This is a genomic window from Spirosoma knui, assembly GCF_054780635.1.
This window is the reverse complement of record NZ_BAAGVY010000003.1, coordinates 255,581-278,311: the sequence shown is the minus strand read 5'-3', so window position 1 is coordinate 278,311 and position 22,731 is coordinate 255,581. Positions and strand designations below refer to the sequence as shown.

The window sequence follows — 22,731 nt, the reverse complement described above, 5'->3', positions numbered from 1 at the left end:
GACTAGCTGCGCTCGGTTATTTCCCAAAGAACATAATATGCTGTTGGGGTAATCGCTTGTCGTTTTTGAGGAGTCGGAGGCCGATGGCCTTCATTTCTTTGGTGGCCTGCGCTACGCTTAATTTATGCAGTTCCTTGATGGGTACGTTCGGGTCTTCGGCTCGGTACTCGACCAGAACGATTCGGCCGCCTGGCTTCAGCGCCGAGGCAATGTGTTTCATCATCTCCTGCGGATATGAGAATTCATGGTACGCATCAATTAGAATGGCCAGATCGATGCTGTTAGTAGCTAATTTGGGGTCGGATTCGGTACCCAGCACGGGTTGTACGTTTGTAAGGTTTCGTTTCGCCTTCCCCGCGTTCAGGTAGTCGATCATTTCAGGCTGAATATCAACTGCAAGTACCTTTCCCTGCGGCACCTTAGGTGCCATCAGAAAGGTAAAAAAGCCGGTTCCCGCGCCAATGTCAGCGACTACATCCGTAGGCTTCAGGTCTAGCGCGTCCAGCAGTAAGTCGGTACGTTCTTCGCGTTCCCGTTCGGGCCGGTCGAGCCAGGAAGCGCCGAGGTGACCCATGACCTGCGCAATTTCCCGTCCCTGATAAATTTTGCCGATGCCGTCGCGGCTGGCTTCACCAAACCGATAAACCTTGGCAGAATCCGCAGGAGACGAACGTACCGCCTGTTGCTGCGATGCGCCCTGGCCGCAAGCTGTGAGTAATACCAAAAAAACAATGCAGATCCGGTGCATAGTAGCAATTCGTTAGTGTGTACTAGTCGTAAATAGTTTGTTTAGCTATAAGGTTATACTACCGGTTCGCACCGACTTTATAAACCATCCTTCGCTGAAACAGTTGTTCAAACGAACTAACTACGTATTACGACTGTATGAACCTTATTTTACATTTGCTGCTGGATGCCGCTGTTATCTTCGGGCTGGCCTACCTGATGCCCCAAATTGATGTGAAAAACTTTGGTACTGCCCTGCTGATTGCGGTACTGCTGGGCTTACTAAACTTTTTCATCGGCTGGATTATCCGTTTCCCCTTAAATCTGATTACGTTCTTCCTGCTGACGGGCGTGATTCGAATTGTCGTAACGGCGATCCTGCTCAAACTGATTGACAGCTTTCTGGATAGCTTCACGATTGTCGGCTTCTGGCCAGCTCTGGTCATTGCCCTGGCGGTAGCCGTTGCGGGCACACTGATTGACCGCTCGGCACCAACCCAGGAGATGGTCGAATCGGGATACGTAGTGAGCGTTCTTTCGTCGCTGCGGCTCGGTTGACAGGTTTATTCCAAACTAAAAAAGCCCCATCGGTGTCGATGGGGCTTTTTTAGTGTATACGTTAATCTCCTTAGTCGCTTCGACGGCCACCCATCAACAGACTGGCGTAGTACAGCAACGTAGCTAAGGAGCCCAGCGCAGCAACGACGTAGGTCATAGCCGCCCACCAGAGCGCGTCTTTTGCATAGCCGTATTCTTGCTGGTTAACGACCCCGTTCGTCTGAATCCAGGCCAGCGCCCGACGGCTGGCGTCAAACTCAACCGGTAACGTAACAAAGCTGAACAAGGTTGTCAGCGCGAACAACGCTACGCCGACGGCTAATGGGATGGGCGTAGAGTTCAACAACAGAACACCCGCCAGCAGCACCCATTGCATGTAACGCGACGACACGGTTAAGACGGGTACCATCGCCGAACGGAACTGTAAAGGGCCATAAGCAACCTGGTGCTGAACGGCGTGACCACATTCGTGGGCGGCTACGGCGGCAGCGGCTACGCTCCGGCCATAATACACGTCGGCGCTCAGGTTAACCGTTTTATCCTGCGGGTTATAGTGGTCAGTCAGCATCCCTTCAACGGACATAACCCGTACGTCGTAGATGCCATTCTGACGTAACATCGTCTGGGCTACTTCAGCACCGCTCATGCCGTTGCTTAAGCCAACCTGAGAGTATTCGTTAAACTTACTTCGCAATCGCCAGCTCACAAAAGCGCTTGCGCCGAAGATCACAATCATGATAATCCAAATCATCGTTGGTTAGGTTAATAGTTTGCGTAAAGTGGGCAACTCAGAGCCCGGTTACTAATGAAACAACTATTCAACCGAAAAAGTATCCCGTTGTAGGTACCATTTATCAAGTCTGGAAACCATTTGACACGTCAAAACCGTCTAGCCTGACCTAGGTAAATAGATCAGGCTAGACGGTTTTTGGAAGAAAAGAGGATGGTTATAAGGTCGATTTTCGGGTCATATCAAATTTCTTATGCAGAAGTTTGATGCCCTTATACAACGTTACGGTCATGGTCTGCTGGTCCGACATACGCAGTTCAACATCCAGTGCCGTGCCCGTTTTGGGATGGATCAGTTCGCCATCGGTCCACACCCGGCCATTGAAGGCCAGGTTGCTGATCAAGACTTTATCTTTAGCCAGGCCGTAGTTCTTCTGACCCGCCTGGTCAACTTCAGCAACCCGGGCAAAATAACGACTACCTAGTCGATACACATCTACGCTTGAGCCCTTAGAAGGAAACAGCCATCGACCCAGAATCTGGTCGCCCGTGCGGTCAGCCGATGATCGTCCGGATACTGGCCACAGGATCAGGAAGAACAGAGACGCCCATATGTGACTTCGGTGTAGTTGCCTAATCATTGTTACGTTGCCGGTTTACAGGATAACACTATGTTTACTACTATTCTAAACTGGATTATCGACGTAATAGTTAAACTTAATTCAACGAGTACCCGGCTGCAACATGAGCTGAGTTGCATAACAGGGACTTAAAAATAAGAAGCTTATTTGTTAAATCCTATTGGCATTATAGGCTAAACTTTTTAAACGGCCGTGTTTTGCAAATTTTCTATTGTTTTCTGAGACCGGTTACAAATTACCGATTGGCTATAAACGAGGTCGTAGCGTCAACCGGAGCTAGTAGCTTTGTTTGATACGTTCGATTAGCTTGGTGGTCGAGTAGCCAGGTACGAGCGCCACAGTTTCGACTTTACCACCGCGTGCCAGCACAAAATCAGCCCCAACAATGGTGGCGACTGTGTAGTCATTACCCTTAACGAGAATATCGGGCCGAACGGCTTCGATCAGTTCCAGCGGAGTCGGTTCACCAAAGAGCGTAACGGCATCGACAAATTGGAGAGCGGCCATAAGCCGGGCGCGGGCGTATTCGTTAACGACGGGCCGCAGCGGTCCTTTTATGCAGCTAACCGACGCATCCGTATTAAGCCCCAGAATCATCCGGTCGCCGAGGTTGCGCGCTTTTTCCAGGTAATCGATATGGCCGAGGTGAACAATGTCGAAGCAGCCGTTGGTGAACACAATACGCTGGCCTTCGGCTCGCCACTGGTTCGCCTGACGAACGGCTTCCTCACGGGAGAGAATCTTTGATTCGGTCATACGCTACGTTACCCTAATTTAATGGCTTTGGGATCATTTAAGACGTCGGCTTCCTGGGTGGCCTTATTCCGTCGGAGCAGCACAACCAGTAAGCTTATTATCCCCAAAATGATGATCATGAGCGTAGACACGCCGTGGATGAACGTAGCCAGCACCTGACCGTCCTGGCTGGTCAGGCCATACAATAGGGCAACCTGGCCCACCAGCAGGTGGAACGATCCGATACCGCCCGGTGTAGGTGCAGCCATGCCTAACGATCCTACCACTAATATGGTTAATCCGGCCAATGGACCCAGATTCGCAGTAGCAGGCATGGCGAAGAATAACGTATACGACATCAGGTAATATAAGGTCCAGATCAGGACAGTATGGGCTAAGAAGGCACCGGGCCGACGCAGTTTGCGAACGCTCAGCAGTCCTTCGAGCAAACCACCCAGAAACGCGCTGACTTTCTGATAAAGCGGATGCCGACCTAGGGCGTCGCGGTACCGGTTGAACAGGAACCAGGCGAGTACGCCAACTCCTAATACGACAGCGCCCACCAGAATCAGTAAGCCCGACCCGCTTGAACCTTTGGGCAGCTTACCACCTAAAAACTCCATGAAGAACTGGCTTAGCCGGTCGAACTCAAGAATAAACGTAGCCGCCAGCAGGATCAGCAACATCAAGACGTCAAAGAGTCGCTCGGCGACCACAGTTCCAAAACTTACGTTAACCGGTACGTTGGCTAATCGGTACAACGTACCGCAGCGGGCTACTTCGCCGGCGCGGGGTAAGGCGAGATTTGCCAGATAGCCGGTCAGTACGCTGGTTGTGGCGTCCACTGCCGTTGGCCGCTGGGGCACAACGGGCTCCAGTAAAATTCGCCAACGCTCGGCCCGGCTCCAGTGTGCAACAATGGTCAACACCGCCGATACGAGCACCCACCGATAATCGGCCGCGCTGATCTTGGCCCACAAATCGGCGGCATCGAGGTGACTTTGTTGAAACGTAAACCAAAGCAGTCCACCGGCAATGGCTAATGAAACGAGGTATTTAATGATATTTTTTAGATTCATACACAGTTGCGGCCCGCAGACCGTCTTTGGTAGCGCTCGAACAAGGCACCGGGATGCGATGAACGAACCCAAGCAAAAAACTCCGCCACAAAGTAACGGAGTTTCCATGATACCGGGGTTATCAATTGATGAATCGGCTATACCCGTACGAGCTGGTTAGCATCGTCGGGAAACACAACGGTTGGTTTAAAGCTCTTTGCTTCTTCAGGCGTCATCATAGCGTAGGAGATGATAATGACAATATCGCCGACCTGAGCGCGTCGGGCCGCAGCTCCATTCAGACAGATGATGCCTGACCCCCGCTCGCCTTTGATCACGTAGGTGATGAGTCGCTCGCCGTTATTATTGTTGACGACGTGAACCTGTTCGTTTTCAAACAGGCCAGCCGCATCCATAAGGTCTTCATCGATGGTGATACTTCCGACGTAATTGAGTTCTGCCTGCGTGACTTTGACGCGGTGGAGTTTCGATTTAAGTACGTTGACGAACATGATAAAATAGGTGGAACGCACGGTTCGGAACCGGTTTACGGGCGGCTCACTGACCGTGATTGCCCTCAGAACAGTGCGGGGCAAGGCTTGGTTCCGGGCTTAATACACCGCCATTTCGGGCTCAATGTCGCGCGCCCAGGCGTTAATGCCCCCGTCGAGGTTGAACAGATTCGTCAGGCCGTCCTGCGCGTACAGGTACTGCACGACGTTAGCGGACCGAATTCCGTGGTGACAGTACACAACCACGGGCCGATCAGTAGGAATTCGTTTGCGGTTGTTGGGGATCATGCCGACCGGAATCAGCACGGCATCCGTCAGGTGGCAAAGCTCGTATTCGGGTCGCTCACGGACATCCAGCAGAAATATGTTTTCGCCCTGTGCCAGCCGGTCAGCCAGTTCCTGAACCGACATTTTTTGAGGAGCGGTATTCACCCGCGCCGATTGGGTACCTGCCGATGCCAGCCCTTGTTGGGCCAGTTCATGAGCGTCGGCCCGGCGTTTAGTCTTAATCTTTTGTTGACTCATTGCCAGCAGATCGACCATAAATAAGTGTTCGCTCAGCGACTGGCCAATGCCGGTGATGAGTTTAATGACTTCGTTGGCCTGATACGTACCGATAACACCGGGAAGCACGCCCAGCACACCAGTGTCGTTGCAGTTTGGGATCTCGATCTCGTTGGGGTGCTCGGGGAAGAGGCAGCGATACGTAGGCCCGCGACGACCATCGCCCAGGTCAGCGTTCAGGACGGCTACCTGCCCTTCGAAACGATGGATGGCACCGTACACAAACGGCTTATTGAGCAGTACACAGACATCGTTCACCAGGTACCGAACCTTGAAATTATCGGTACAGTCGACCACAATGTCGTAAGCCTCAATGATGGTGCGGGCGTTGCCAATCTCCAGCGCCATCGTATACGTATCGAACGTCAGGTCAGGATTTAGCCGATTCAGGTGGCTAACGGCGACTTTCGCTTTAGGCTTGCCTACTTCGTCCGTCGTATACAGCACCTGCCGCTGAAGATTACTGAGGTCGACCGCATCCGGGTCAATAACGCCAATGGTGCCCACACCAGCGGCCGTGAGGTACAACAGAACGGGACAGCCCAATCCACCGGCACCCACCACCAGCACACGGGCGTTTTTGAGCCGCAATTGGCCTTCTGTCCCAATTTCCGGCAAATTCAGGTGTTTTTGATAGCGTTGTTTTTCGGCGGGTATCAAGGTCGTCGCTTCCATACTGGTCTTCGTTGAGCAACCCAACTAGATGTTGCAATAATCCAACAGAATAATGGTCTCTAAAATTGCCTGAATTTACAGAAGCGCTTAAATATTTTGTGAACGCGCTGCCTATCGGTTTTTTCGTTAGTATTGTCCCGACAAAATCCTAACGTTTCTCGACAATGAACTACCAACGTCTTTCTGTGGCCGGACTTTTGGCCCTTGCATTGACTTGCAACCTCAGCCTAACTTACGCTAATTCAGAAAAAGTAACTCGTACTGATGGACCGGACATGTCGGCCGCTAAGCCCAAAAAAGGGAAGTGGGAATCGCTGTTCGATGGCAAATCGCTGACCGGTTGGCATACGTATCTGAAAAGTGGTCAGCCTGTTTCGGATAAGTGGACGGTCGATAACGGAGCTATTCACCTGGCATCCGGTGGGGCCGGTGATCTGGTGACCGACAAAGAATACGGCAATTTTGAGCTGGAACTGGAGTGGAGAATTGCCGAAGGGGGGAACAGCGGCATCATCTATCACGTGCACGAAGATCCGAAGTACAAAGCGACGTATCAGACCGGTCCGGAGATGCAGGTACTCGACAACGAACGCCACCCGGACGCTAAGCAGGGCCGCGACGGTAACCGGACGGCTGGAGCACTCTATGACCTGCAAAAGCCTATTACGCCGAACGCGGCTAAACCCGCCGGGGAGTGGAACAAGGCGCGTCTGGTAATCAACAACGGCAAAGTAGAGCATTACCTGAACGGCAAGAAGATCGCGGAGTACACCGCCAGCGGTCCCGAATGGGATGCTATGGTCGCTCAGAGTAAATTTAAGGGGTGGGAAGGCTTTAACAAGTACACAACCGGCCATCTGGCATTGCAGGATCACGGCGATAAAGTCTGGTATCGGAACATCCGGATCCGCGAACTATGATTAAAAAAGTGAAAGAGCGAAAGAATAAATGAGCGAGTTTAGCTTCATCTATTTATTCGCTCTTTCGCTTACTCACTCATTCACTCATTATGATACGTCGAAACGTTCTAAAAACCCTGACGGGCACTGCACTTACCCTGCCAGTGCTCACTGACTCCTTTGCCCGCTCTATGATGCACACTGAATCGGGCGCTCCTATGTTGAAGGGGCGCATCAACCACTCGGTTTGTCGGTGGTGTTATAGTAAAATACCGCTCGAAGACCTTTGCAAAGCCGCCAAAGACATTGGTATTAAGTCGATTGAACTAACCGGTCCCGAGGAATGGCCTGTTCTGAAAAAATACGGACTGACCAGTGCGCTGCCCCAAGGAGCCGGTAAGGGTATCAACGATGGATTCAACGATCCGAAGTTCCACGATGAACTAGTGGCCAGCTACGAGGCTATCTTCCCAAAACTGAAAGAAGCGGGCCTTACCTCCGTTATCTGCTTTTCGGGAAATCGCCGGGGCATGAGCGACGAGCAGGGACTTGAAAACTGCGCGAAGGGACTCAAACGACTGATGCCGAGCGCTGAGAAGTACGGAATTACGATGATTATGGAACTGCTCAACAGCAAAGTGGATCACAAGGATTACATGTGCGATCACACGGCCTGGGGGGTAGATCTGTGCAAACGTGTCGGTTCCGAGAACTTCAAGCTGCTGTACGACATCTACCACATGCAGATCATGGAGGGCGACATCATCCGGACCATCCGCGCGCACAACAAATACATTGGTCACTACCATACGGGCGGTAATCCCGGTCGCAACGAGATCGACGAGACGCAGGAACTGAATTACCCCGCCATTATGAAAGCTATTGTCGATACCGGCTTCAAAGGCTACGTATCGCAGGAGTTCATTCCGAAGCGTGACCCGCTGACCAGCCTCAAGGAAGCGGTACTGCTGTGTGATGTATAGTTTTTAGCGTAAATAGGAGCGAGGAGATAGGAGTGAGAAGACTGGCGCAAAAAATGACCAGCTTGATAAATTCTCGCTCCTGTCTCCTCGCTTCTAACTCCTTATAAGTTTATAGTTTTTGTATTCGCCAACGCGTCGGCCTAAGAGGTTATCCAACCAATAGGCGACGCGTTTTTTTAGCGGCATATCCCTGTTGATTTTGTTAGGATCGAAATCGTAGTTGCCACGTTTGACAAGTTCCGACATAACGGCCGGGTGCGTACCTGTAAACGGAATAATCCGCTCGATGTGATAATAGTCGAACGCCTTACTCCCCTCAAATACTTTAGCATGCTGTTGATCGTCCATGTAGTAATGGGCAAAAATCTGTGTCTTCTGAAGCATAGCTTCAGGGTGCCGGACGTAGCTGTAATGGTATACCGGTACACCGATGTAGCGCACGTGCAGTTTTTCGCCTTTATGGCCGCTTGTCCGCTGAGCTGCGTTTTTATAACGTCGAAACCCCTGTGAGTCGCGGTACGAAAACGCATCCAGCCCATTCCGGAATATGCGAATCTCTTTCGTATGCTGGTAGCGGCTTCCATTGAGGTACTTATAACTTCCGTAGAAATTTAAAAAATCGAAAAGTATACCTTCAACTTGCGGGTCACCGTCAGCTTCTTCAATGGCTGCTTTGATGGTCGGCAGGTCCTTTTCGTGAATGATTTCGTCGGCCTGAATATGGAAAAGCCAGTCGCCCTGGCAAGCGGCTAAAGCAAGGTTCGATTGTTGGGCAAAAATTTTTCCGCCCTGCCTTAATTCGTCGTCCCATACAGTGTCTATAATCTTGATCTTCGGGCTGTTAAGCGCTTCAATCGCTTCCCGAGTTCCGTCGTGCGAGTCGCCTACCGCAATAATAAATTCGTCGCAGATAGGCAGGATTGACTGAATCGATTCTAAGAACGGATACTGATATTGAATTCCGTTACGTACGTATGAAAAACCGCTAATCGTCATAATGACTGAAAACTGATAATGGACCTACCTTACCGCTGGAAGCCGCTGCAAAGGTCGGTTTTATCCGGTAACTTTTAGCTACGATTGAACGGAACGTAACATGAACTGAGACGACGACGGAACGTGCATCAGATAGATAACCCGAAACCAGATTAGTACGCAGGGGAGCGCTTTCAGTACGTATGGTTTGACAAACTGCTCTCGTAACACAGCCGGAAATATGTCGCTCGGCGACATGACCGTAAACACGAAACAACTCGCCAGCAGCAGGCGGTCCAGCCAGTTTTGCGGGCTACAGACCCACCAGCACATCACGCCCGTGACCGCCGTAATATAGGTCGGCGATTCAGAAACGGGGTTGAAAATAACCTGAAAAATCAACACAGACGCCACCATTAAAAGCCTGAATGTCTGTTCCCTATATCGGTCGATACGTATGTAAACTGTGCAGAAGAGCAGTACACCCGCACCAATAATTGCGGAAGTCGAAATGTCGGGCGAGATGGTCTGGTGAACAAGGCGGTGAATCGACGTATTGACCCACTTATCGACGTCGGATTTGATTAGTAGTTGATTGACCCACTGGTCGTACTGCCAGATTAACTTGTCGACAGGCGTGAACAGCAGCGGAGTTAACGCAAAGACAACGGCCCACAGCACCGCATACAGCAGAAAGCGGCCCTTCTGCGGATACAAAAGAAACAAGCCACCGGCTACCAGGCTATAGATCTTGATGTTAGCACCCAATATGATAAAGAAAGCCGCCCATAGCGGTTGCTTTTTCTCCAGGCACAAAAACGTAAATAAAGAGATAGCTGCGATGAGCGGATTCGTCTGGCTGTTGACGAGGGATGTAAACAATTCGTGCAGGCAAAACCAGTAGGCTACCACTTTCTGCGAATGCGTCAACGGCATTCGGTAAATCGCGTACACCCAGACGGCCGCAAACATGGGTTGCCACAGGAAAAGGCCGACCGAGTAGGGGAGGGCAAACACCGGCGCAAACAAGGCGGCAAAGGTGGGAGCATAGTGGTAGTGATCGACGTATTCGGCGGGGTAGCTGGCGTATAAACTCTTTCCGTCGATCAGATGGTAAAGAGAATAATAGAAGATGCTGTAAACGCCCGAGCCTTCAAAAAAGACAAGTTTGATACTCGCCAGCAGCGCCAGCGCGGCATAAATGCCCAGTATAAATTTTAGATTGCTGAAAATCGACTTGGTAAAGTTCAACGTCACAGGGCAAGAGATCAGGTAGAAAAAGCAAAAATAAGCGTCGGCGGCAAGAAAATAGCGTACTGCGCAATGCGTTACACATGCTACGATCGTTGACTAGAGGAAAGTGTGATGCTGACGCGTGGCGGGGCCACGCGTCAGCGAAAGCCTAATAATTAGTTATTTTGACCTACTACTTATTCACAACTCATGTTAAATAAGCTGAGCTTACAGCCGAAGCACTTTGCGGCTGAGCAGTTGCCCATCTGATTCAATCTGTAGGACGTACGCACCAGGTTCATCGGGCAGGTCGCGAAGCGTTTGCTGATGCTCACCGGCTGACTGGTTTGGCCAGTCGAACTGGCGGACTGTCCGTCCAGTTTCATCGGTCAGGGTTAGCCGCAGGCTGGTTGGATGGGGTAAGCGGTATTGTAACGTAACATCACCGGAGGAGGGGTTTGGACGAATGGTCAACTCAAACTGTGCCTGCGGTTCGTTGGCTAAGGGCATTGCTCCCAGCGATAGTATGGCTGTGTCCATCCAGTTTAACCGCTGGCGAACCCACTCTTTCAGGTAGTCGACCTCCTGCTGATACGTTTGCCCCACGTAGCCATTGGGCCAGACATACGTACCAATGACCGGCCACCGCTGAAAATTACGGGTGCGGGGCTCGGTCAGGACGGTAGCTACCGAGTCGACGTAGCGTTGAATGCGTTCGGTGTTCAACACCGTTTTGCGCAGCGTCTGGTATTTGGTCCGAACGGCATTGGCAAAGGTTTTATCGTTTAGGAGTCGATTCCACCAGAACGGCATCTGATAGGTGTCGGAAGGGCAAATCAAATTGTAATCGTGAACCCAGCCCTGAGGTGAGTTGCCGTTGCAATAGTCGGCGTTGCCGTAGGTGATGTTGAAATCCCAGATGGGACCCATCGTCAGCTTCCCACCTTTCGACTCCCGGTCTTTGTAGAAAAACGCGCTCAAGCGCATGCCATCCTGGTTTTTACTGACCTCGTTCAGCAGCATGTAATCGACAAAGGAATCGACGTTGATGTACTTGCGGTACCCAACCGCCGAATCCTGAAACTGATCACCCCGGAGGGCATTTTCAAAATCAGTAATGTATTTTTTAACGTACTGAACCTGCTCTTCCGCCAAGTCTTCCGGTTTTGGCCGGTCAATCTGAATCAGGATAGGCTGACCCCTTGGACCGGTATAGGGCGATAGCCAACTCCGCGAAGGGGACCCCTCCGTCTTGTCAATCTTAAAGATATAACCACCCGTTAGCGCGTCGCCCGCTACGTCCGTTTTCTTGATACTACTGATATTGACGCGGTTTTTGTCCCGTTTAATTTTCTCAAACAGGATATAGATGCCGTCGTAACGACCATTCAACACGACTTCGCAGTAGCGGTATCGGGGTGTGTAATACGGACTCATCTGCCGGTTCAGGTCATAGGTTAGCGTTTCCCGGATGAGTGTCTTGTCGCTGTACGTAGCGTTCAATACCCAATCCGCTTCAGCGGGCATACCCAACAGCGATACGTTCACCGAATTTACGCCCGTGCTGTCGCGCAGCTCAATACCGTATGGTTTTTTCGGAAACAGATCCTGGGACGAAGCGCCCCGCATTTCGATGCCGATTCGGCTGGTAAAGGCGGGTTTGTCGGTGAGGTTGTTGACTTTGCCCGCACCATTGTCAATGATCTGTAAGTCGGCCACAATTTTTGGCTCGTCGGGAATGCTCCGTCCGTTTGTGTTGATCAGAACAATGGGCAAAACAGATGACGTAAACGACTGACCAGAGGACAATAACGGAAACGTACTGATGCCGAGCAATAACCACACAAAACGAAGTCGCATAGGTAGAATTAGACAGATTTCAGGTTTTACATAAAAATACCATTAAAACAAGACAGAAACAGACCTGGCACCTTCAATCGCCAACTTTTGTTAGGTTTGTGAACGGAACCGTAAACAGATCGGTCGCTTCGGCGGCTAACTCACCACTTGTATGGAACATCGCTTCGTTGAAAAAGCTACCGGTGCTATTGCCGATAAATATAGATTATCAATTTTAATGGAGCTGTCGCGCAAAGGTACGTTGACCTGCACGGATATTCAGGAGATGACCGGATTGTCGCAACCCTGCGTTTCGCACCATGTTAAACAGCTGACAGAGAGTGGATTAGTAAATGCTCAGAAAGAAGGTCGCAACCTGCATTTGTCGCTGAACAAAGAATCGCTTCAGCAGCTTTCGGGCTTCCTGGAAAAACTCGCCTGAGTTTTTTTCTTCAATACATTTAAACTTTTAAATAAATAGCTGCGTTCTCTGCTCGATCTCACAATACAAACCTCGACAACATAGTACACAGCTCATGGCACAAAAACTGTTTTCGGAAGCAAAGCTGGGCAGCCTAACGCTCCAGAACCACATCGTGATGGCCCCAATGACCCGCAACCGGGCGACCACGGACCACAACGTAACTGACATCATGGCAACCTACTACGAACAACGTGCTTCGGCCGGGTTGATCATTTCCGAAGGAATTGCGCCTTCGCCGAATGGTAATGGATACGCACGGGTACCGGGCCTTTATACTCCTGAGCAGGTGGTAGGCTGGAAGAAGGTAACTGACGCCGTACACGCTAAAAACGGACGAATTTTTGCGCAACTAATGCACACGGGACGTATCAGCCACCCCGTGAATATGCACGAAAACAGCCAGGTGATCGCCCCTTCGGCCATTACGGCCAGCGGGCAGATTTATACCGATACGCATGGTATGCAGGATCATGCCGAACCACGTGCTTTGTCGACTGAAGAGGTTAAAGAAGTGATTCAGGAGTTTGTGCAGGCGGCTAAGAATGCCATTGAAGCCGGATTCGACGGGGTTGAGCTGCACGGAGCCAATGGTTATCTGATCGAGCAGTTCCTGCGGCCAAGTTCGAACCAACGTACCGACGAATACGGTGGCTCGGCCGAGAACAACGCCCGTTTCGCGCTCGAAGTAGCCGAAGCAGTGAGCAACGCCATCGGAAAAGAGCGTACCGGTATTCGCCTGTCGCCTTACGGTGTTTTCAACGACATGCCGTACTCACCCGAAGACGACGTTATTTATCATTACGTAGCGGAGAAGCTGTCGGATTACGTCGTGTATGTACACCTGGTCGATCATGCGTCGATGGGCGCTCCGGCCGTTGATCCGGCTATTGTCGAAGCCATCCGCAGTACTTTTAAAGGTATCGTTATTTTGAGTGGTGGTTACGACGTCGATCGGGCCGAAGAAGCCCTGCAAAGTGGACGGGCCGATTTGGTTGCTTTTGGCCGCCCATTTATCGCCAACCCTGACCTGGTCGAGCGCTTCAAAGCCGGTGCTGAATTGAATCAACCCGATTTCTCGACGTTTTACACGCCCGATGAAAAAGGTTACACCGATTATCCGGTGCTGGAAGCGACTCCGGCTAAGGTGTAGGTTTGCCACTAGTTAGAAATAGCTGACGCTAATCCATACGTACGTCTATATACCAGAAAGCCCCAACCTGTTCAGATTGGGGCTTTCTAATTAGATGAATCAAGCTATACTAAAACGGTTTTCAGCACCTGCTCTAGAATGAGTCGGCCATCGGTATTGCCGAGCGCCGGATCAGCGGCCCGTTCGGGGTGCGGCATCATTCCGAATACGTTCTTGCCTTTGTTGGTTACGCCCGCAATATTTTCCAGGCTGCCGTTCGGGTTCGCCGATTCGGTAATGGCACCCGTTTCGTCGCAGTAACGGAACAAGACCTGACCGTTGTCATTCAGTGCTTTAAGCGTATCGGCATCGGCGAAATAGCGACCGTCGCCGTGCGCCATCGGAATTTTGTAAGCCGGCCGGTCCAAACCCGCCGTCAGCAGGGCGTCGGGCGACTGGGGCGTCAGGTAAATATTTTTGCAGATGTACTGCTGATTGGCATTCTGTAGCAACACGCCCGGTACGAGTCGGGCTTCGGCCAGAATCTGGAAACCGTTGCAGATTCCCATCAGATAACCACCCCGATTGGCGTGGGCAATTACCTCGTTCATAATGGGCGAAAACCGCGCTACGGCTCCCGTACGCAAGTAATCACCGTACGAAAAACCGCCAGGCAGGAGAATAAAATCACAGCCCTGCAGGTCATGGTCTTTATGCCAAAGTTTAACGACCTCCTGGTCCATCAGTTCCAACGTGTCCACTGCATCCTGATCGCAGTTAGAGCCGGGAAAAACTACAACGCCAAATTTCATGAGAGAACAAAATAAAGATTGAAAGGGTGAACGAGATAAAGAAGAACCAATCGCTCTTTCACTCTCTAAGCTATTACAAAGATATTGAGTTTATTTTACTTCTACCGACTGGCCTGATAGGCTGGCTTTACCCCGCTCAAACGTCAGGTCAAGTCGGCCAAGGTTAATACCCGCAAAGCCAACCTGATTGATCCAGACGGGCTGGCCATCCAGGTTATTCACGGCAACGGGAGCATTCAGGAACGTATGTGTATGACCACCGATAATGAGGTCAATATTACGGGTCTTAGCCGCCAGTACGTTATCAGAAACAGTGGGTTCTTCGTACTTGAAACCAAGGTGCGACAAACAAATAACGTAATCACATTTCTTCTCGTTCCGCAACCGGGCTGCGATGTCGTTTCCAATCTCCACTGGATCGAGGTACTTTGTTTCCCGGTAGGCGTCCTTCGGAATCAAGCCGTTTGGCTGAATTCCCAGCCCAAACACACCAATCCGAATGCCGTCTTTGACAAAGACTTTGAACGGGGTTGTCCGCCCGTCGAGTACGGTGTTTTTAAAATCGTAATTCGCGATCAGGATCGGGAAGCTGGCCTTGCCAAACTGCGTAACCATGTTGTCGATACCCCCGTCAAAATCGTGGTTTCCGATTGTACCGGCATCGTAGCCGAGCTGGTTCATGGCCAGAATTTCGGGTTCACCTTTGTACAGGTTAAAGTATGGCGTACCCTGAAACATGTCGCCCGCGTCGAACAGCAGGACCTGGCGCGGACTACCTGCTACCTGCTCGTTCCGTATCTGTCGTATAAGCGTAGCACGGCGGGCAATGCCCCCTTTACCCGCGTTCCGGCTACCATCCATCGGGAACGGATCTAGTCGGCTGTGCACGTCGTTGGTGTGCAGAATCGTCAGCGATGTTGGTTTTGCGCTGGGGCTACGCGCCAGCAGGTCGGGCGTAACCGCGCCGACAACGGCCGCGCTGCCAAACAGTTTCAGAAACTGGCGTCTATTCGATGCTAATGCGTCCATCGGAAGCGGGAGTAATAGGTTGACCACTCTTGCCCTGTTCGCGGAAATAGTCGATCAGTGCATCGCGGATGAGGTAGTTGATAGTTTCGCGCTTGACGGGATTCTTCAGGAAACCGGCGTTATCGCCCCCGTCAGCTACGTAGTCGCTCATGGCGACGGTATACGTTTCATTGGGCTGGAGCGTCCGGCCGTTTGTAAACTGCACCGACTGCACCTGCTCGTTGTGAATTTTGGCGCGTAAGCCGCCAATCACCAGTTTGTTGCCGTTGGCGAAGTGGTTCAGCAGTTGCAACAGCATATCGCCGTTAACAGTCAGAATAACGAGCTGATTGTCGAACGGCATCACTTCAAAAATTGAGCCCGTTGTAATGTTACCCGCCGGTAAGTTATTTCGAATGCCACCGTAGTTTAGATGGGCGCAGTCGAGGGGTTTGCCATAGCGTTTAGCGGCCTGTTGCAATAGCGCATCCGTCAGCAAATCATTGAGCGGCCCTTCTGGTTGGGCTTTCTCGATACGGGCCGTGGAGCGTGTCAGCACCTCATTCATGGTCCTGTCGAGCCCCTGGCGATACGGCATCAGAAAATTGGCAACGCTGCTGTCGGCCTGCGCCGTTACCGAATCAACCCCAATTCGACTAGCTGTTCGGTTCGTGAGGTGATAGCCGGACTGGCAGGCTGTTAAACTCGCCAGAGCTATCCATAAAATGTATTTTTTCATACGTACTGCAAGTTCGGAAAATAAGTCCGGTCCTGCCTTAACAAATCGTTAGTTAACTGTGATAGCCCGTAGGTCGAACAGACCGTTATCAAGGTTAATTGTTACAGCGTCGACAGCCGATTTAAGTTTAGTCGTCGACCATTGGCGGGTAGGCTGCAGGGTTTGCCAGTTGCCTGAGCTGCCCCGTACCTGAATCGGCAGATTAAATCCATCTGCATCGGCTACCCAGCGGTACGAAATCTCGACTTCATTGCTGCCTGTGGCGTTTACCTTATACTCTAAAACGGGCAAGGCGGCCGTATATAGATATTGATTGAACAACGGCTTAAGGTCAACGCCGGTTTTAGCGCATAAGAACGTAACGACTTCATCGGTTGTAACGATGGACAATCGTTTTTCGGTTGCCAGGGCTTTAATCGCAGCAAACCAGTTCGCATCGTTATTGACCGCGTGGCGAAGGGTGTGCAGCATCCAGGAGCCTTTGTAATATATATCTGTGTCTTTCTGATCGGCGTTCACGCCTAACGGCCCAACCATCGGAAACCGGTTTTGAATGAGCCTACGCTGGTTTCTGAGGTACTCGACGGTTCTGGGCAATCCCTGCGTACACTCCATAAACAAGGCTTCGGCATACGTAGTAAACGACTCATGAAGCCACATTTCGGCGTGGTCGGCGCAACTCAGGCTGTTGCCAAAATATTCGTGGCCACTTTCGTGGATGATAATGAAGTCGAACCCAAACGGATTGTTCTGGTACCTATTGCCGTACGCTACCGCGCTCTGGTGCTCCATGCCCCAGTAGGGCGTTTCGACCAGCTTGTAGCCGTCCTGCCAGAATGGGTATTTGCCGAAGTGGATTTCGTAGCAGGCCAGCATGGGCTTTACCTGCTCAAAATGGATTTTTGCTTTTTCTCGATTACCGGGCAGGACAAAGTAATCCAGCGCCAGCGTCTGACCATCGCGGGCGGTATACGTATCCTGAATGTGGGCGTAGTCGGTAATGTTAAGCGTTACGTTGTAGTTGTTGATGGGGTAATGCACGTACCAGGTCCACTCCGTTTGCCGCCCGCCGTTCACCGGTTTCTGGCTCACAAACTTTCCGTTCGAGACGCAGGTCAGGCCTTTGGGAACCCGGCATCGGATGCGCATGGAATCGGGTTCGTCGGACAGGTGATCTTTGTTGGGCCACCATAAACTAGCGCCCGTACCTTCGCAGGCAACCGTTACCCAGTCAGCGTTTTGAGCCGTTGTGGTGTCTTTTCGCCAGACAAATCCCCCATCCCAGGGCGCATTCTTCGCAACGAGCGGACTCCCGGCGTACGTGATCGTCAGTTCGCGCGTCTGGCCGATGGGCTGCGCTTCGTTCAGGGTGATGAACATGGCGTTGCCATCGCGGGTGTAAGCCAAGGATTTGTTACCCTGCCTAATCGACTTCACCTGCATATTAGCGAAAAGGTCGACCTGCATCCGCTGAAACGGCTTCACAACTTTATACCGGATGGTGTTGCTGCCTTCAATACGTCGGGTGGCCGGATCAACACTCACACTCAGGTCGTAAAACGTAACGTCATAACTGGTACGTTCGGGGCGTAAACCTCCGCGCAGCGAATCAGCGTGTGAAAACGGTTGTGAAGGGCTTTGTGCCCACGCGGAAGCGGTGAGCAGGCAACATAAAAGGCTAAACAGACGCATAGAGACGTAAGCAGGAGCCGCTTTGCTGAAGCGGACAGCGTAAACAAAGTTACAAACAGAACCGGCTGGTTGGTTCTGATTCCCTTCGCTTAGACAAAGAAAGACGTATCACACCATGATGGATACGCTGATCCTGGACAGTCTACTTTTGCCGTATTTGTTACGTATTATCCACCGAGAAAATGCCGGAGGGATGCTGATTTTTCTGGAGCAGAAGTCAGGCGAGTAACCGGATTCTGTGGTCTTAATGAACCCTTACGTTCACTGGTTTTAAATCAGACTGCCGGGTAACAGAATGACCGTAGGCTCGGGGCGGTAACTGACTTTCCGAACACGCCCGAAACCACCTAGGCCAATCTGTACGTTAAGCAGCCCGCCCGAGAAGGGTTTAGAATCAATCATCGGGCTGTACGACACTTTTGTGCGGATGAACCAGAAGCTGGTTTCCGTCCGGTCGGGTCGCCGGCTGTTATCGCCTAGTTTAAGGTCAAGAATAAGCCCTACGGCTGGGGCATGACTCAGGAGCGAGTAGCCTTTGTAGCGTTCATCGTTCCGGTCGCGGGGAACCATAGTCAGGAGTCGGTAGCCCACGTACGGAATCAGCCGACTGCGGGGCGAGTCATGGGCGGCACGACCTACGCCTACTTCAAATAAAGCCGTACTGGCTCCCATACCCCGTTCCCAGCTTTGGTTGTGGTACGAAAACCCCGCCCGGATGGTGCCGTTGTACAACGTGGGATGCAACAGCAGAAACGTACGATTAAACGCAATGTCGAGACCGATTACCACACCGGCCGGTGGGTTGAGTGTATTAGCCAGCGGGCCAACGGGCAAGGCACCCCCGGCCCCGAAAAATACACCATACCCAATTTTCGATGCCTGATACGTCGTGACCAGATCGGGCACATCATAGAGCCGCTGGGTAACCTGCTTCTGCCAGCGCTGCAAAGCGGCCACATCATCGCCCCCGCCGGTTTCGGCCCGGAATCGGTTAACCTCGGCTCCCAGTTCGGCATTAGTCAGGTACTCAATCTGAGTGGCCTGCTGTTTAAATCGACGGTCAGCACCCAACGCAATCAGCTTGGCTTTCATCTGCCGGGTATGCACTTCTACCAGGTCGAACAGCACCTGATTATACGCCAGCGTCCGTTGATTACGTGCCGTTTCGGATACCCACGACAGATTCCGGAACATCAAACAGAAGGCGTCGATAGCGGGCGGGTTCCAGATGGATGTCGGCCGTACTTCGTAGCCAATCTGGTAATAAAATTCTGACCCACCCAGACCCGGTTGAATGGGCGCGTGGAAATCAGCCAGTTCAAGTCGACGGGTAGCGCTCCAGTGCAGCGTATCAATTGTCGTCTGCTGCGCCACGCACAGGAGAGGAGACAACAGCAGCGCCAGGAGCAGTCGATTCATACCATTTTTTGGGGAAAGGGCGTCCACAAAGGTAGTGATGTGAGGCAATTGTAAATCAATACGTTCAACACCAAACCTAAGCAAATATAATGCAAAAAAGCGCGGCCCCGTTTCCGGGGCCGCGCGTAAATCTAAACCGGGATTTAGAGGATTATACAGATTAACAGGATTCTGTTGAACGCTACTCGCTTTATTAAAAGCAAAATCCTGTTAATCCGTTTAATCCTCTAAATCCCGGTTCAGACAATTAGTACCGGTACATCTCTGATTTGAAGGGACCTTCAACCGTTACACCGATGTAGTCAGCCTGTTCCTGCTCAAGGGGTTCGAGTCGGGCTCCAACGTGGGCCAGGTGCAGGGCTGCTACTTTCTCATCGAGTTTCTTGGGCAGTACGTATACTTTGTTTTCGTACTTGTCTGAGTTGGCCCACAGCTCTAATTGCGCCAGCGTCTGGTTCGAGAACGAACACGACATCACGAACGATGGGTGACCCATTGCGCAGCCCAGGTTCACCAACCGGCCTTCGGCCAGCACGATGATTTCCTTGCCATCGACTTCGTACATATCGACCTGCGGTTTGATCTGGCTCTTGGTATGGCCGTAGTTTTCGTTCAACCACGCCATGTCAATCTCGTTGTCGAAGTGACCGATGTTGCAGACAATGGCTTTGTCTTTCATAGCCTTGAAGTGCCGATCCTTGATGATGCGAACGTTTCCGGTTGCCGTCACAAAAATCTGGGCGCGGGGAACAGCCTCATCCATCGGAACAACCTCGTAACCATCCATAGCGGCCTGCAAGGCACAGATTGGGTCGATTTCGGTTACCAGCACGCGGCAACCGGCCCCCCGTAACGATTCGGCCGATCCTTTACCTACGTCGCCATAACCCGCAACAACCGCTACTTTACCAGCCAGCATCAGGTCGGTTGCGCGACGGATTGCGTCGACCAGCGACTCGCGGCAGCCGTATTTGTTGTCAAATTTCGACTTCGTTACCGAGTCATTTACGTTGATGGCGGGCAGATGCAGCGTACCATTCTTCATCCGCTCGTACAGCCGGTGGACGCCCGTTGTTGTTTCTTCCGACAGACCTTTAATGCCCTGAATCAGTTCGGGATACACGTCAAAGACCATGTTGGTCAGGTCACCGCCATCGTCCAGGATCATGTTGAGGGGCTGGCGATCTTCGCCGAAGAACAACGTCTGTTCAATGCACCAGTTGAATTCTTCTTCCGTCATCCCTTTCCAGGCATACACCGGAATCCCGGCCGCAGCGATGGCGGCAGCCGCGTGATCCTGCGTGGAGAAGATATTGCACGACGACCAGGTGACATCAGCCCCTAGCTCGACGAGCGTTTCAATCAAAACGGCCGTTTGGATGGTCATGTGCAGACACCCGGCAATGCGGGCACCGGCCAGCGGCTTCGACGGTCCATACTCGGCGCGGAGAGCCATCAAACCCGGCATTTCGGCTTCGGCAAGCCGGATTTCCTTGCGGCCCCATTCGGCCAGCGCGATGTCCTTAACCTTGTAGGGGACGTACGTGGAGGTTTCCATACTATAGTTTTCGTTTTCGGTTCCAGAGCGATCAAACAGATCTTCCAAAACCGGCTTGAGTTCTTACTAAAATGCAAATTTACAAGGTGTATCTCAGAAAGGCTAACCGTTTACTACGCCAGAGGTGATTTAATCAAGCAATCGCTTCAATTTCAACACCGGAATCTGTATCAGATACACCCTGAATGCCCCTGCCAATCAATACAAGAGAATTGTATTTCTTAAAATAAGGACTGTAAATTACCCGAACAGTACAATCGACTACGTATTTAGTATAGCCGCGTAGATTATGTCAATACGTTTGCTAAACAGGTAAGTGATACGTAATGAATTACCCAGTCTCAATTTCGGTTTATAACAACGATGTCTTAGTGTACGCGAATTAGTGGACCCAATTATTTAATTACGCATGAGCACCATTTCAATTATTCCATATACAGCCGATTATCAACCCGATTTTAAACGATTGAATGTTGAATGGATCTCGCACTTCTTCACAGTCGAACCCCATGACTTAGAGCAGTTGGATCACCCGGAGAGGTATGTGCTGCCTAATCAGGGACAAATTTTTCTTGCCAAACGCTTGTCTGACCAATCCGGTGATGGACCGACGAAGGAGGAAATTGTAGGTTGCGTCGCTATGGTGAATATGGGGGCATCGGGCTTCGAGCTTGCGAAAATGGCGGTATCGCCTACGGTTCAGGGGCAGGGCGTTGGCCGGATGCTCTGCGAAGTGGCTCTCAACTACGCTCGTCAGATCGGCGTAAAAACGGTTTGGCTCGAATCGAACCGGCGCTTAACGCCAGCTTTAACCTTGTACCAGAACGTTGGCTTTCGGGAGGTTCCCCGTGTAGAAACCCCCTACGCCCGCGCCGACATCCGAATGGAAATACTTTTGTAACTCCCAAATTTCATTCCACTCAGGTACGATTAGAAGCGCAGCCGCCATCCTTTTTGGTGATCTTGTAGAGATTTCAATTCCACTCAGGTACGATTAGAAGTCACTATCCCCAAAGGCTTCACGACCGATGGGGCTTATTTCAATTCCACTCAGGTACGATTAGAAGCCGGGGGCGGTAAAACTGTAACCTTCGCTTATATGGTATTTCAATTCCACTCAGGTACGATTAGAAGAGTGCCTGATTTCTAGTACCTGTTTTGCCCTAACTAGATTTCAATTCCACTCAGGTACGATTAGAAGGCATGGTAGGAAGGGCGTTTAACCGCCCGTTTAAGTTATTTCAATTCCACTCAGGTACGATTAGAAGGCGAGTTGATTGCCGTTATAGTCCCGCCAGCCCCATTTCAATTCCACTCAGGTACGATTAGAAGGCGTGATTCCTGTCGCACGAGATATGAAAACGATATATTTCAATTCCACTCAGGTACGATTAGAAGGCGGGTTTACGAAGGTAAATGCAAACCCTAACACATTTCAATTCCACTCAGGTACGATTAGAAGCCTGAGTTGAGGGCCGACCAAACGGGTCTATTGCCATATTTCAATTCCACTCAGGTACGATTAGAAGGGCGATTGACATGGACGCCTTTAGTGTGCTTGTGAATTTCAATTCCACTCAGGTACGATTAGAAGACTGACATAGCCCAAACCGCAATCGAATAGTACCAATTTCAATTCCACTCAGGTACGATTAGAAGGGTACGGGCTGATTGCCTCGTTTGCTCCCTTTTTCGATTTCAATTCCACTCAGGTACGATTAGAAGATCCATCTTGCCGGGCGGGTTAGAATCGCCCCAAATAT

The 22,731-nt window shown here is 51.2% G+C and carries 22 protein-coding genes and 1 CRISPR repeat array (1 of these 23 running past the window's edge); of the genes, 6 read left to right on the top strand and 16 right to left on the bottom strand.

Going from position 1 to position 22,731, the window contains the following annotated elements:
- Window positions 1-16: 16 nt before the first annotated feature.
- Window positions 17-748, bottom strand: coding sequence for a class I SAM-dependent methyltransferase (locus ACYVIY_RS09775; RefSeq protein ID WP_460976140.1), 732 nt, complete (start codon window positions 746-748; stop codon window positions 17-19).
- 137 nt (window positions 749-885) lie between these two features.
- Here ACYVIY_RS09775 and ACYVIY_RS09770 point away from each other — a divergent pair, with 137 nt between their 5' ends.
- Window positions 886-1,284, top strand: coding sequence for a phage holin family protein (locus ACYVIY_RS09770; protein WP_460976139.1), 399 nt, complete (start codon window positions 886-888; stop codon window positions 1,282-1,284).
- A 70-nt stretch (window positions 1,285-1,354) separates the two neighbouring features.
- Here ACYVIY_RS09770 and ACYVIY_RS09765 read toward each other — a convergent pair whose 3' ends face one another.
- The 6 genes from ACYVIY_RS09765 to moeB form a co-directional block, all read right to left on the bottom strand.
- Window positions 1,355-2,020, bottom strand: a complete 666-nt coding sequence (locus ACYVIY_RS09765) for a zinc metallopeptidase (RefSeq protein ID WP_460976320.1) — start codon at window positions 2,018-2,020, stop codon at window positions 1,355-1,357.
- A 211-nt stretch (window positions 2,021-2,231) separates the two neighbouring features.
- Window positions 2,232-2,654: a DUF2147 domain-containing protein gene (locus ACYVIY_RS09760; RefSeq protein ID WP_460976138.1), complete on the bottom strand. Its 423-nt coding sequence runs from the start codon at window positions 2,652-2,654 to the stop codon at window positions 2,232-2,234.
- 276 nt (window positions 2,655-2,930) lie between these two features.
- Window positions 2,931-3,410: a D-glycero-beta-D-manno-heptose 1-phosphate adenylyltransferase gene (rfaE2, locus tag ACYVIY_RS09755; RefSeq protein ID WP_460976137.1), complete on the bottom strand. Its 480-nt coding sequence runs from the start codon at window positions 3,408-3,410 to the stop codon at window positions 2,931-2,933.
- Window positions 3,411-3,418: 8 nt separating this feature from the next.
- Complete coding sequence (locus tag ACYVIY_RS09750) at window positions 3,419-4,468, bottom strand: lysylphosphatidylglycerol synthase transmembrane domain-containing protein (protein WP_460976136.1); 1,050 nt, start codon at window positions 4,466-4,468, stop codon at window positions 3,419-3,421.
- Between the two features lie 137 nt (window positions 4,469-4,605).
- On the bottom strand, window positions 4,606-4,959 hold the full coding sequence (gene panD / locus ACYVIY_RS09745) for an aspartate 1-decarboxylase (protein ID WP_460976319.1): 354 nt from the start codon (window positions 4,957-4,959) through the stop codon (window positions 4,606-4,608).
- 99 nt (window positions 4,960-5,058) lie between these two features.
- Complete coding sequence (moeB, locus tag ACYVIY_RS09740) at window positions 5,059-6,198, bottom strand: molybdopterin-synthase adenylyltransferase MoeB (RefSeq protein WP_460976135.1); 1,140 nt, start codon at window positions 6,196-6,198, stop codon at window positions 5,059-5,061.
- A gap of 275 nt (window positions 6,199-6,473) precedes the next feature.
- Here moeB and ACYVIY_RS09735 point away from each other — a divergent pair, with 275 nt between their 5' ends.
- Window positions 6,474-7,118, top strand: coding sequence for a 3-keto-disaccharide hydrolase (locus ACYVIY_RS09735; RefSeq protein WP_460976318.1), 645 nt, complete (start codon window positions 6,474-6,476; stop codon window positions 7,116-7,118).
- Between the two features lie 89 nt (window positions 7,119-7,207).
- On the top strand, window positions 7,208-8,080 hold the full coding sequence (locus tag ACYVIY_RS09730; protein WP_460976134.1) for a hydroxypyruvate isomerase family protein: 873 nt from the start codon (window positions 7,208-7,210) through the stop codon (window positions 8,078-8,080).
- Window positions 8,081-8,173: 93 nt separating this feature from the next.
- Here the strand turns inward: ACYVIY_RS09730 and ACYVIY_RS09725 are convergent, their stop codons facing one another.
- The 3 genes from ACYVIY_RS09725 to ACYVIY_RS09715 all read right to left on the bottom strand — a co-directional run bounded on the left by ACYVIY_RS09725 (window position 8,174) and on the right by ACYVIY_RS09715 (window position 12,148).
- Window positions 8,174-9,076 carry a glycosyltransferase family 2 protein gene (locus ACYVIY_RS09725; protein ID WP_460976133.1) on the bottom strand — a complete coding sequence of 301 codons (903 nt, stop codon included), beginning with the start codon at window positions 9,074-9,076 and terminating at the stop codon, window positions 8,174-8,176.
- Between the two features lie 78 nt (window positions 9,077-9,154).
- Window positions 9,155-10,312 carry a glycosyltransferase family 87 protein gene (locus tag ACYVIY_RS09720; RefSeq protein ID WP_460976132.1) on the bottom strand — a complete coding sequence of 386 codons (1,158 nt, stop codon included), beginning with the start codon at window positions 10,310-10,312 and terminating at the stop codon, window positions 9,155-9,157.
- A gap of 204 nt (window positions 10,313-10,516) precedes the next feature.
- The gene (locus ACYVIY_RS09715; RefSeq protein ID WP_460976131.1) at window positions 10,517-12,148 is read right to left on the bottom strand and encodes a CotH kinase family protein; all 1,632 of its coding nucleotides are present in this window, start codon (window positions 12,146-12,148) and stop codon (window positions 10,517-10,519) included.
- 151 nt (window positions 12,149-12,299) lie between these two features.
- On the opposite strand from ACYVIY_RS09715, the gene ACYVIY_RS09710 reads away from it, so the two are divergent.
- Both ACYVIY_RS09710 and ACYVIY_RS09705 read left to right on the top strand, forming a co-directional pair.
- On the top strand, window positions 12,300-12,569 hold the full coding sequence (locus tag ACYVIY_RS09710) for an ArsR/SmtB family transcription factor (protein WP_460976130.1): 270 nt from the start codon (window positions 12,300-12,302) through the stop codon (window positions 12,567-12,569).
- Window positions 12,570-12,663: 94 nt separating this feature from the next.
- The gene (locus ACYVIY_RS09705) at window positions 12,664-13,761 is read left to right on the top strand and encodes an alkene reductase (RefSeq protein WP_460976129.1); all 1,098 of its coding nucleotides are present in this window, start codon (window positions 12,664-12,666) and stop codon (window positions 13,759-13,761) included.
- A 104-nt stretch (window positions 13,762-13,865) separates the two neighbouring features.
- Here ACYVIY_RS09705 and purQ read toward each other — a convergent pair whose 3' ends face one another.
- The 6 genes from purQ to ahcY form a co-directional block, all read right to left on the bottom strand.
- Entirely contained in the window at window positions 13,866-14,552 is a 687-nt protein-coding gene (gene purQ, locus ACYVIY_RS09700; protein ID WP_460976128.1) for a phosphoribosylformylglycinamidine synthase subunit PurQ, read from the bottom strand.
- A gap of 90 nt (window positions 14,553-14,642) precedes the next feature.
- Complete coding sequence (locus ACYVIY_RS09695) at window positions 14,643-15,581, bottom strand: bifunctional metallophosphatase/5'-nucleotidase (RefSeq protein ID WP_460976127.1); 939 nt, start codon at window positions 15,579-15,581, stop codon at window positions 14,643-14,645.
- Entirely contained in the window at window positions 15,559-16,299 is a 741-nt protein-coding gene (locus ACYVIY_RS09690; protein ID WP_460976126.1) for a 5'-nucleotidase C-terminal domain-containing protein, read from the bottom strand. Before ACYVIY_RS09690 ends, ACYVIY_RS09695 begins: the two co-directional genes overlap by 23 nt.
- 48 nt (window positions 16,300-16,347) lie before the next feature.
- A complete protein-coding gene (locus ACYVIY_RS09685; RefSeq protein ID WP_460976125.1) occupies window positions 16,348-17,991 on the bottom strand; it encodes a M1 family metallopeptidase in 1,644 nt (547 codons plus the stop codon).
- Window positions 17,992-18,261: 270 nt separating this feature from the next.
- Window positions 18,262-19,410 (bottom strand): hypothetical protein, encoded by a 1,149-nt coding sequence (locus tag ACYVIY_RS09680; protein WP_460976124.1) that lies wholly within the window; start codon window positions 19,408-19,410, stop codon window positions 18,262-18,264.
- 247 nt (window positions 19,411-19,657) lie between these two features.
- Window positions 19,658-20,968 carry an adenosylhomocysteinase gene (ahcY, locus tag ACYVIY_RS09675; RefSeq protein ID WP_460976123.1) on the bottom strand — a complete coding sequence of 437 codons (1,311 nt, stop codon included), beginning with the start codon at window positions 20,966-20,968 and terminating at the stop codon, window positions 19,658-19,660.
- Window positions 20,969-21,377: 409 nt separating this feature from the next.
- Between ahcY and ACYVIY_RS09670 the strand changes: the two genes are divergently transcribed.
- The gene (locus ACYVIY_RS09670) at window positions 21,378-21,869 is read left to right on the top strand and encodes a GNAT family N-acetyltransferase (protein WP_460976122.1); all 492 of its coding nucleotides are present in this window, start codon (window positions 21,378-21,380) and stop codon (window positions 21,867-21,869) included.
- A gap of 6 nt (window positions 21,870-21,875) precedes the next feature.
- A CRISPR array of direct repeats spans window positions 21,876-22,731; the repeat unit is 30 nt; unit sequence ATTTCAATTCCACTCAGGTACGATTAGAAG (it continues 6,286 nt past the right edge of the window).

Bases quoted from the DNA above. Each gene is read 5' to 3' on its own strand.
- ACYVIY_RS09775 (WP_460976140.1), bottom strand. From the start codon at position 748: ATGCACCGGATCTGCATTGTTTTTTTGGTATTACTCACAGCTTGCGGC.
- ACYVIY_RS09770 (WP_460976139.1), top strand. From the start codon at position 886: ATGAACCTTATTTTACATTTGCTGCTGGATGCCGCTGTTATCTTCGGG.
- ACYVIY_RS09765 (WP_460976320.1), bottom strand. From the start codon at position 2,020: ATGATTGTGATCTTCGGCGCAAGCGCTTTTGTGAGCTGGCGATTGCGA.
- ACYVIY_RS09760 (WP_460976138.1), bottom strand. From the start codon at position 2,654: ATGATTAGGCAACTACACCGAAGTCACATATGGGCGTCTCTGTTCTTC.
- rfaE2 (WP_460976137.1), bottom strand. From the start codon at position 3,410: ATGACCGAATCAAAGATTCTCTCCCGTGAGGAAGCCGTTCGTCAGGCG.
- ACYVIY_RS09750 (WP_460976136.1), bottom strand. From the start codon at position 4,468: ATGAATCTAAAAAATATCATTAAATACCTCGTTTCATTAGCCATTGCC.
- panD (WP_460976319.1), bottom strand. From the start codon at position 4,959: ATGTTCGTCAACGTACTTAAATCGAAACTCCACCGCGTCAAAGTCACG.
- moeB (WP_460976135.1), bottom strand. From the start codon at position 6,198: ATGGAAGCGACGACCTTGATACCCGCCGAAAAACAACGCTATCAAAAA.
- ACYVIY_RS09735 (WP_460976318.1), top strand. From the start codon at position 6,474: ATGTCGGCCGCTAAGCCCAAAAAAGGGAAGTGGGAATCGCTGTTCGAT.
- ACYVIY_RS09730 (WP_460976134.1), top strand. From the start codon at position 7,208: ATGATACGTCGAAACGTTCTAAAAACCCTGACGGGCACTGCACTTACC.
- ACYVIY_RS09725 (WP_460976133.1), bottom strand. From the start codon at position 9,076: ATGACGATTAGCGGTTTTTCATACGTACGTAACGGAATTCAATATCAG.
- ACYVIY_RS09715 (WP_460976131.1), bottom strand. From the start codon at position 12,148: ATGCGACTTCGTTTTGTGTGGTTATTGCTCGGCATCAGTACGTTTCCG.
- ACYVIY_RS09710 (WP_460976130.1), top strand. From the start codon at position 12,300: ATGGAACATCGCTTCGTTGAAAAAGCTACCGGTGCTATTGCCGATAAA.
- ACYVIY_RS09705 (WP_460976129.1), top strand. From the start codon at position 12,664: ATGGCACAAAAACTGTTTTCGGAAGCAAAGCTGGGCAGCCTAACGCTC.
- purQ (WP_460976128.1), bottom strand. From the start codon at position 14,552: ATGAAATTTGGCGTTGTAGTTTTTCCCGGCTCTAACTGCGATCAGGAT.
- ACYVIY_RS09695 (WP_460976127.1), bottom strand. From the start codon at position 15,581: ATGGACGCATTAGCATCGAATAGACGCCAGTTTCTGAAACTGTTTGGC.
- ACYVIY_RS09690 (WP_460976126.1), bottom strand. From the start codon at position 16,299: ATGAAAAAATACATTTTATGGATAGCTCTGGCGAGTTTAACAGCCTGC.
- ACYVIY_RS09685 (WP_460976125.1), bottom strand. From the start codon at position 17,991: ATGCGTCTGTTTAGCCTTTTATGTTGCCTGCTCACCGCTTCCGCGTGG.
- ACYVIY_RS09680 (WP_460976124.1), bottom strand. From the start codon at position 19,410: ATGAATCGACTGCTCCTGGCGCTGCTGTTGTCTCCTCTCCTGTGCGTG.
- ahcY (WP_460976123.1), bottom strand. From the start codon at position 20,968: ATGGAAACCTCCACGTACGTCCCCTACAAGGTTAAGGACATCGCGCTG.
- ACYVIY_RS09670 (WP_460976122.1), top strand. From the start codon at position 21,378: ATGAGCACCATTTCAATTATTCCATATACAGCCGATTATCAACCCGAT.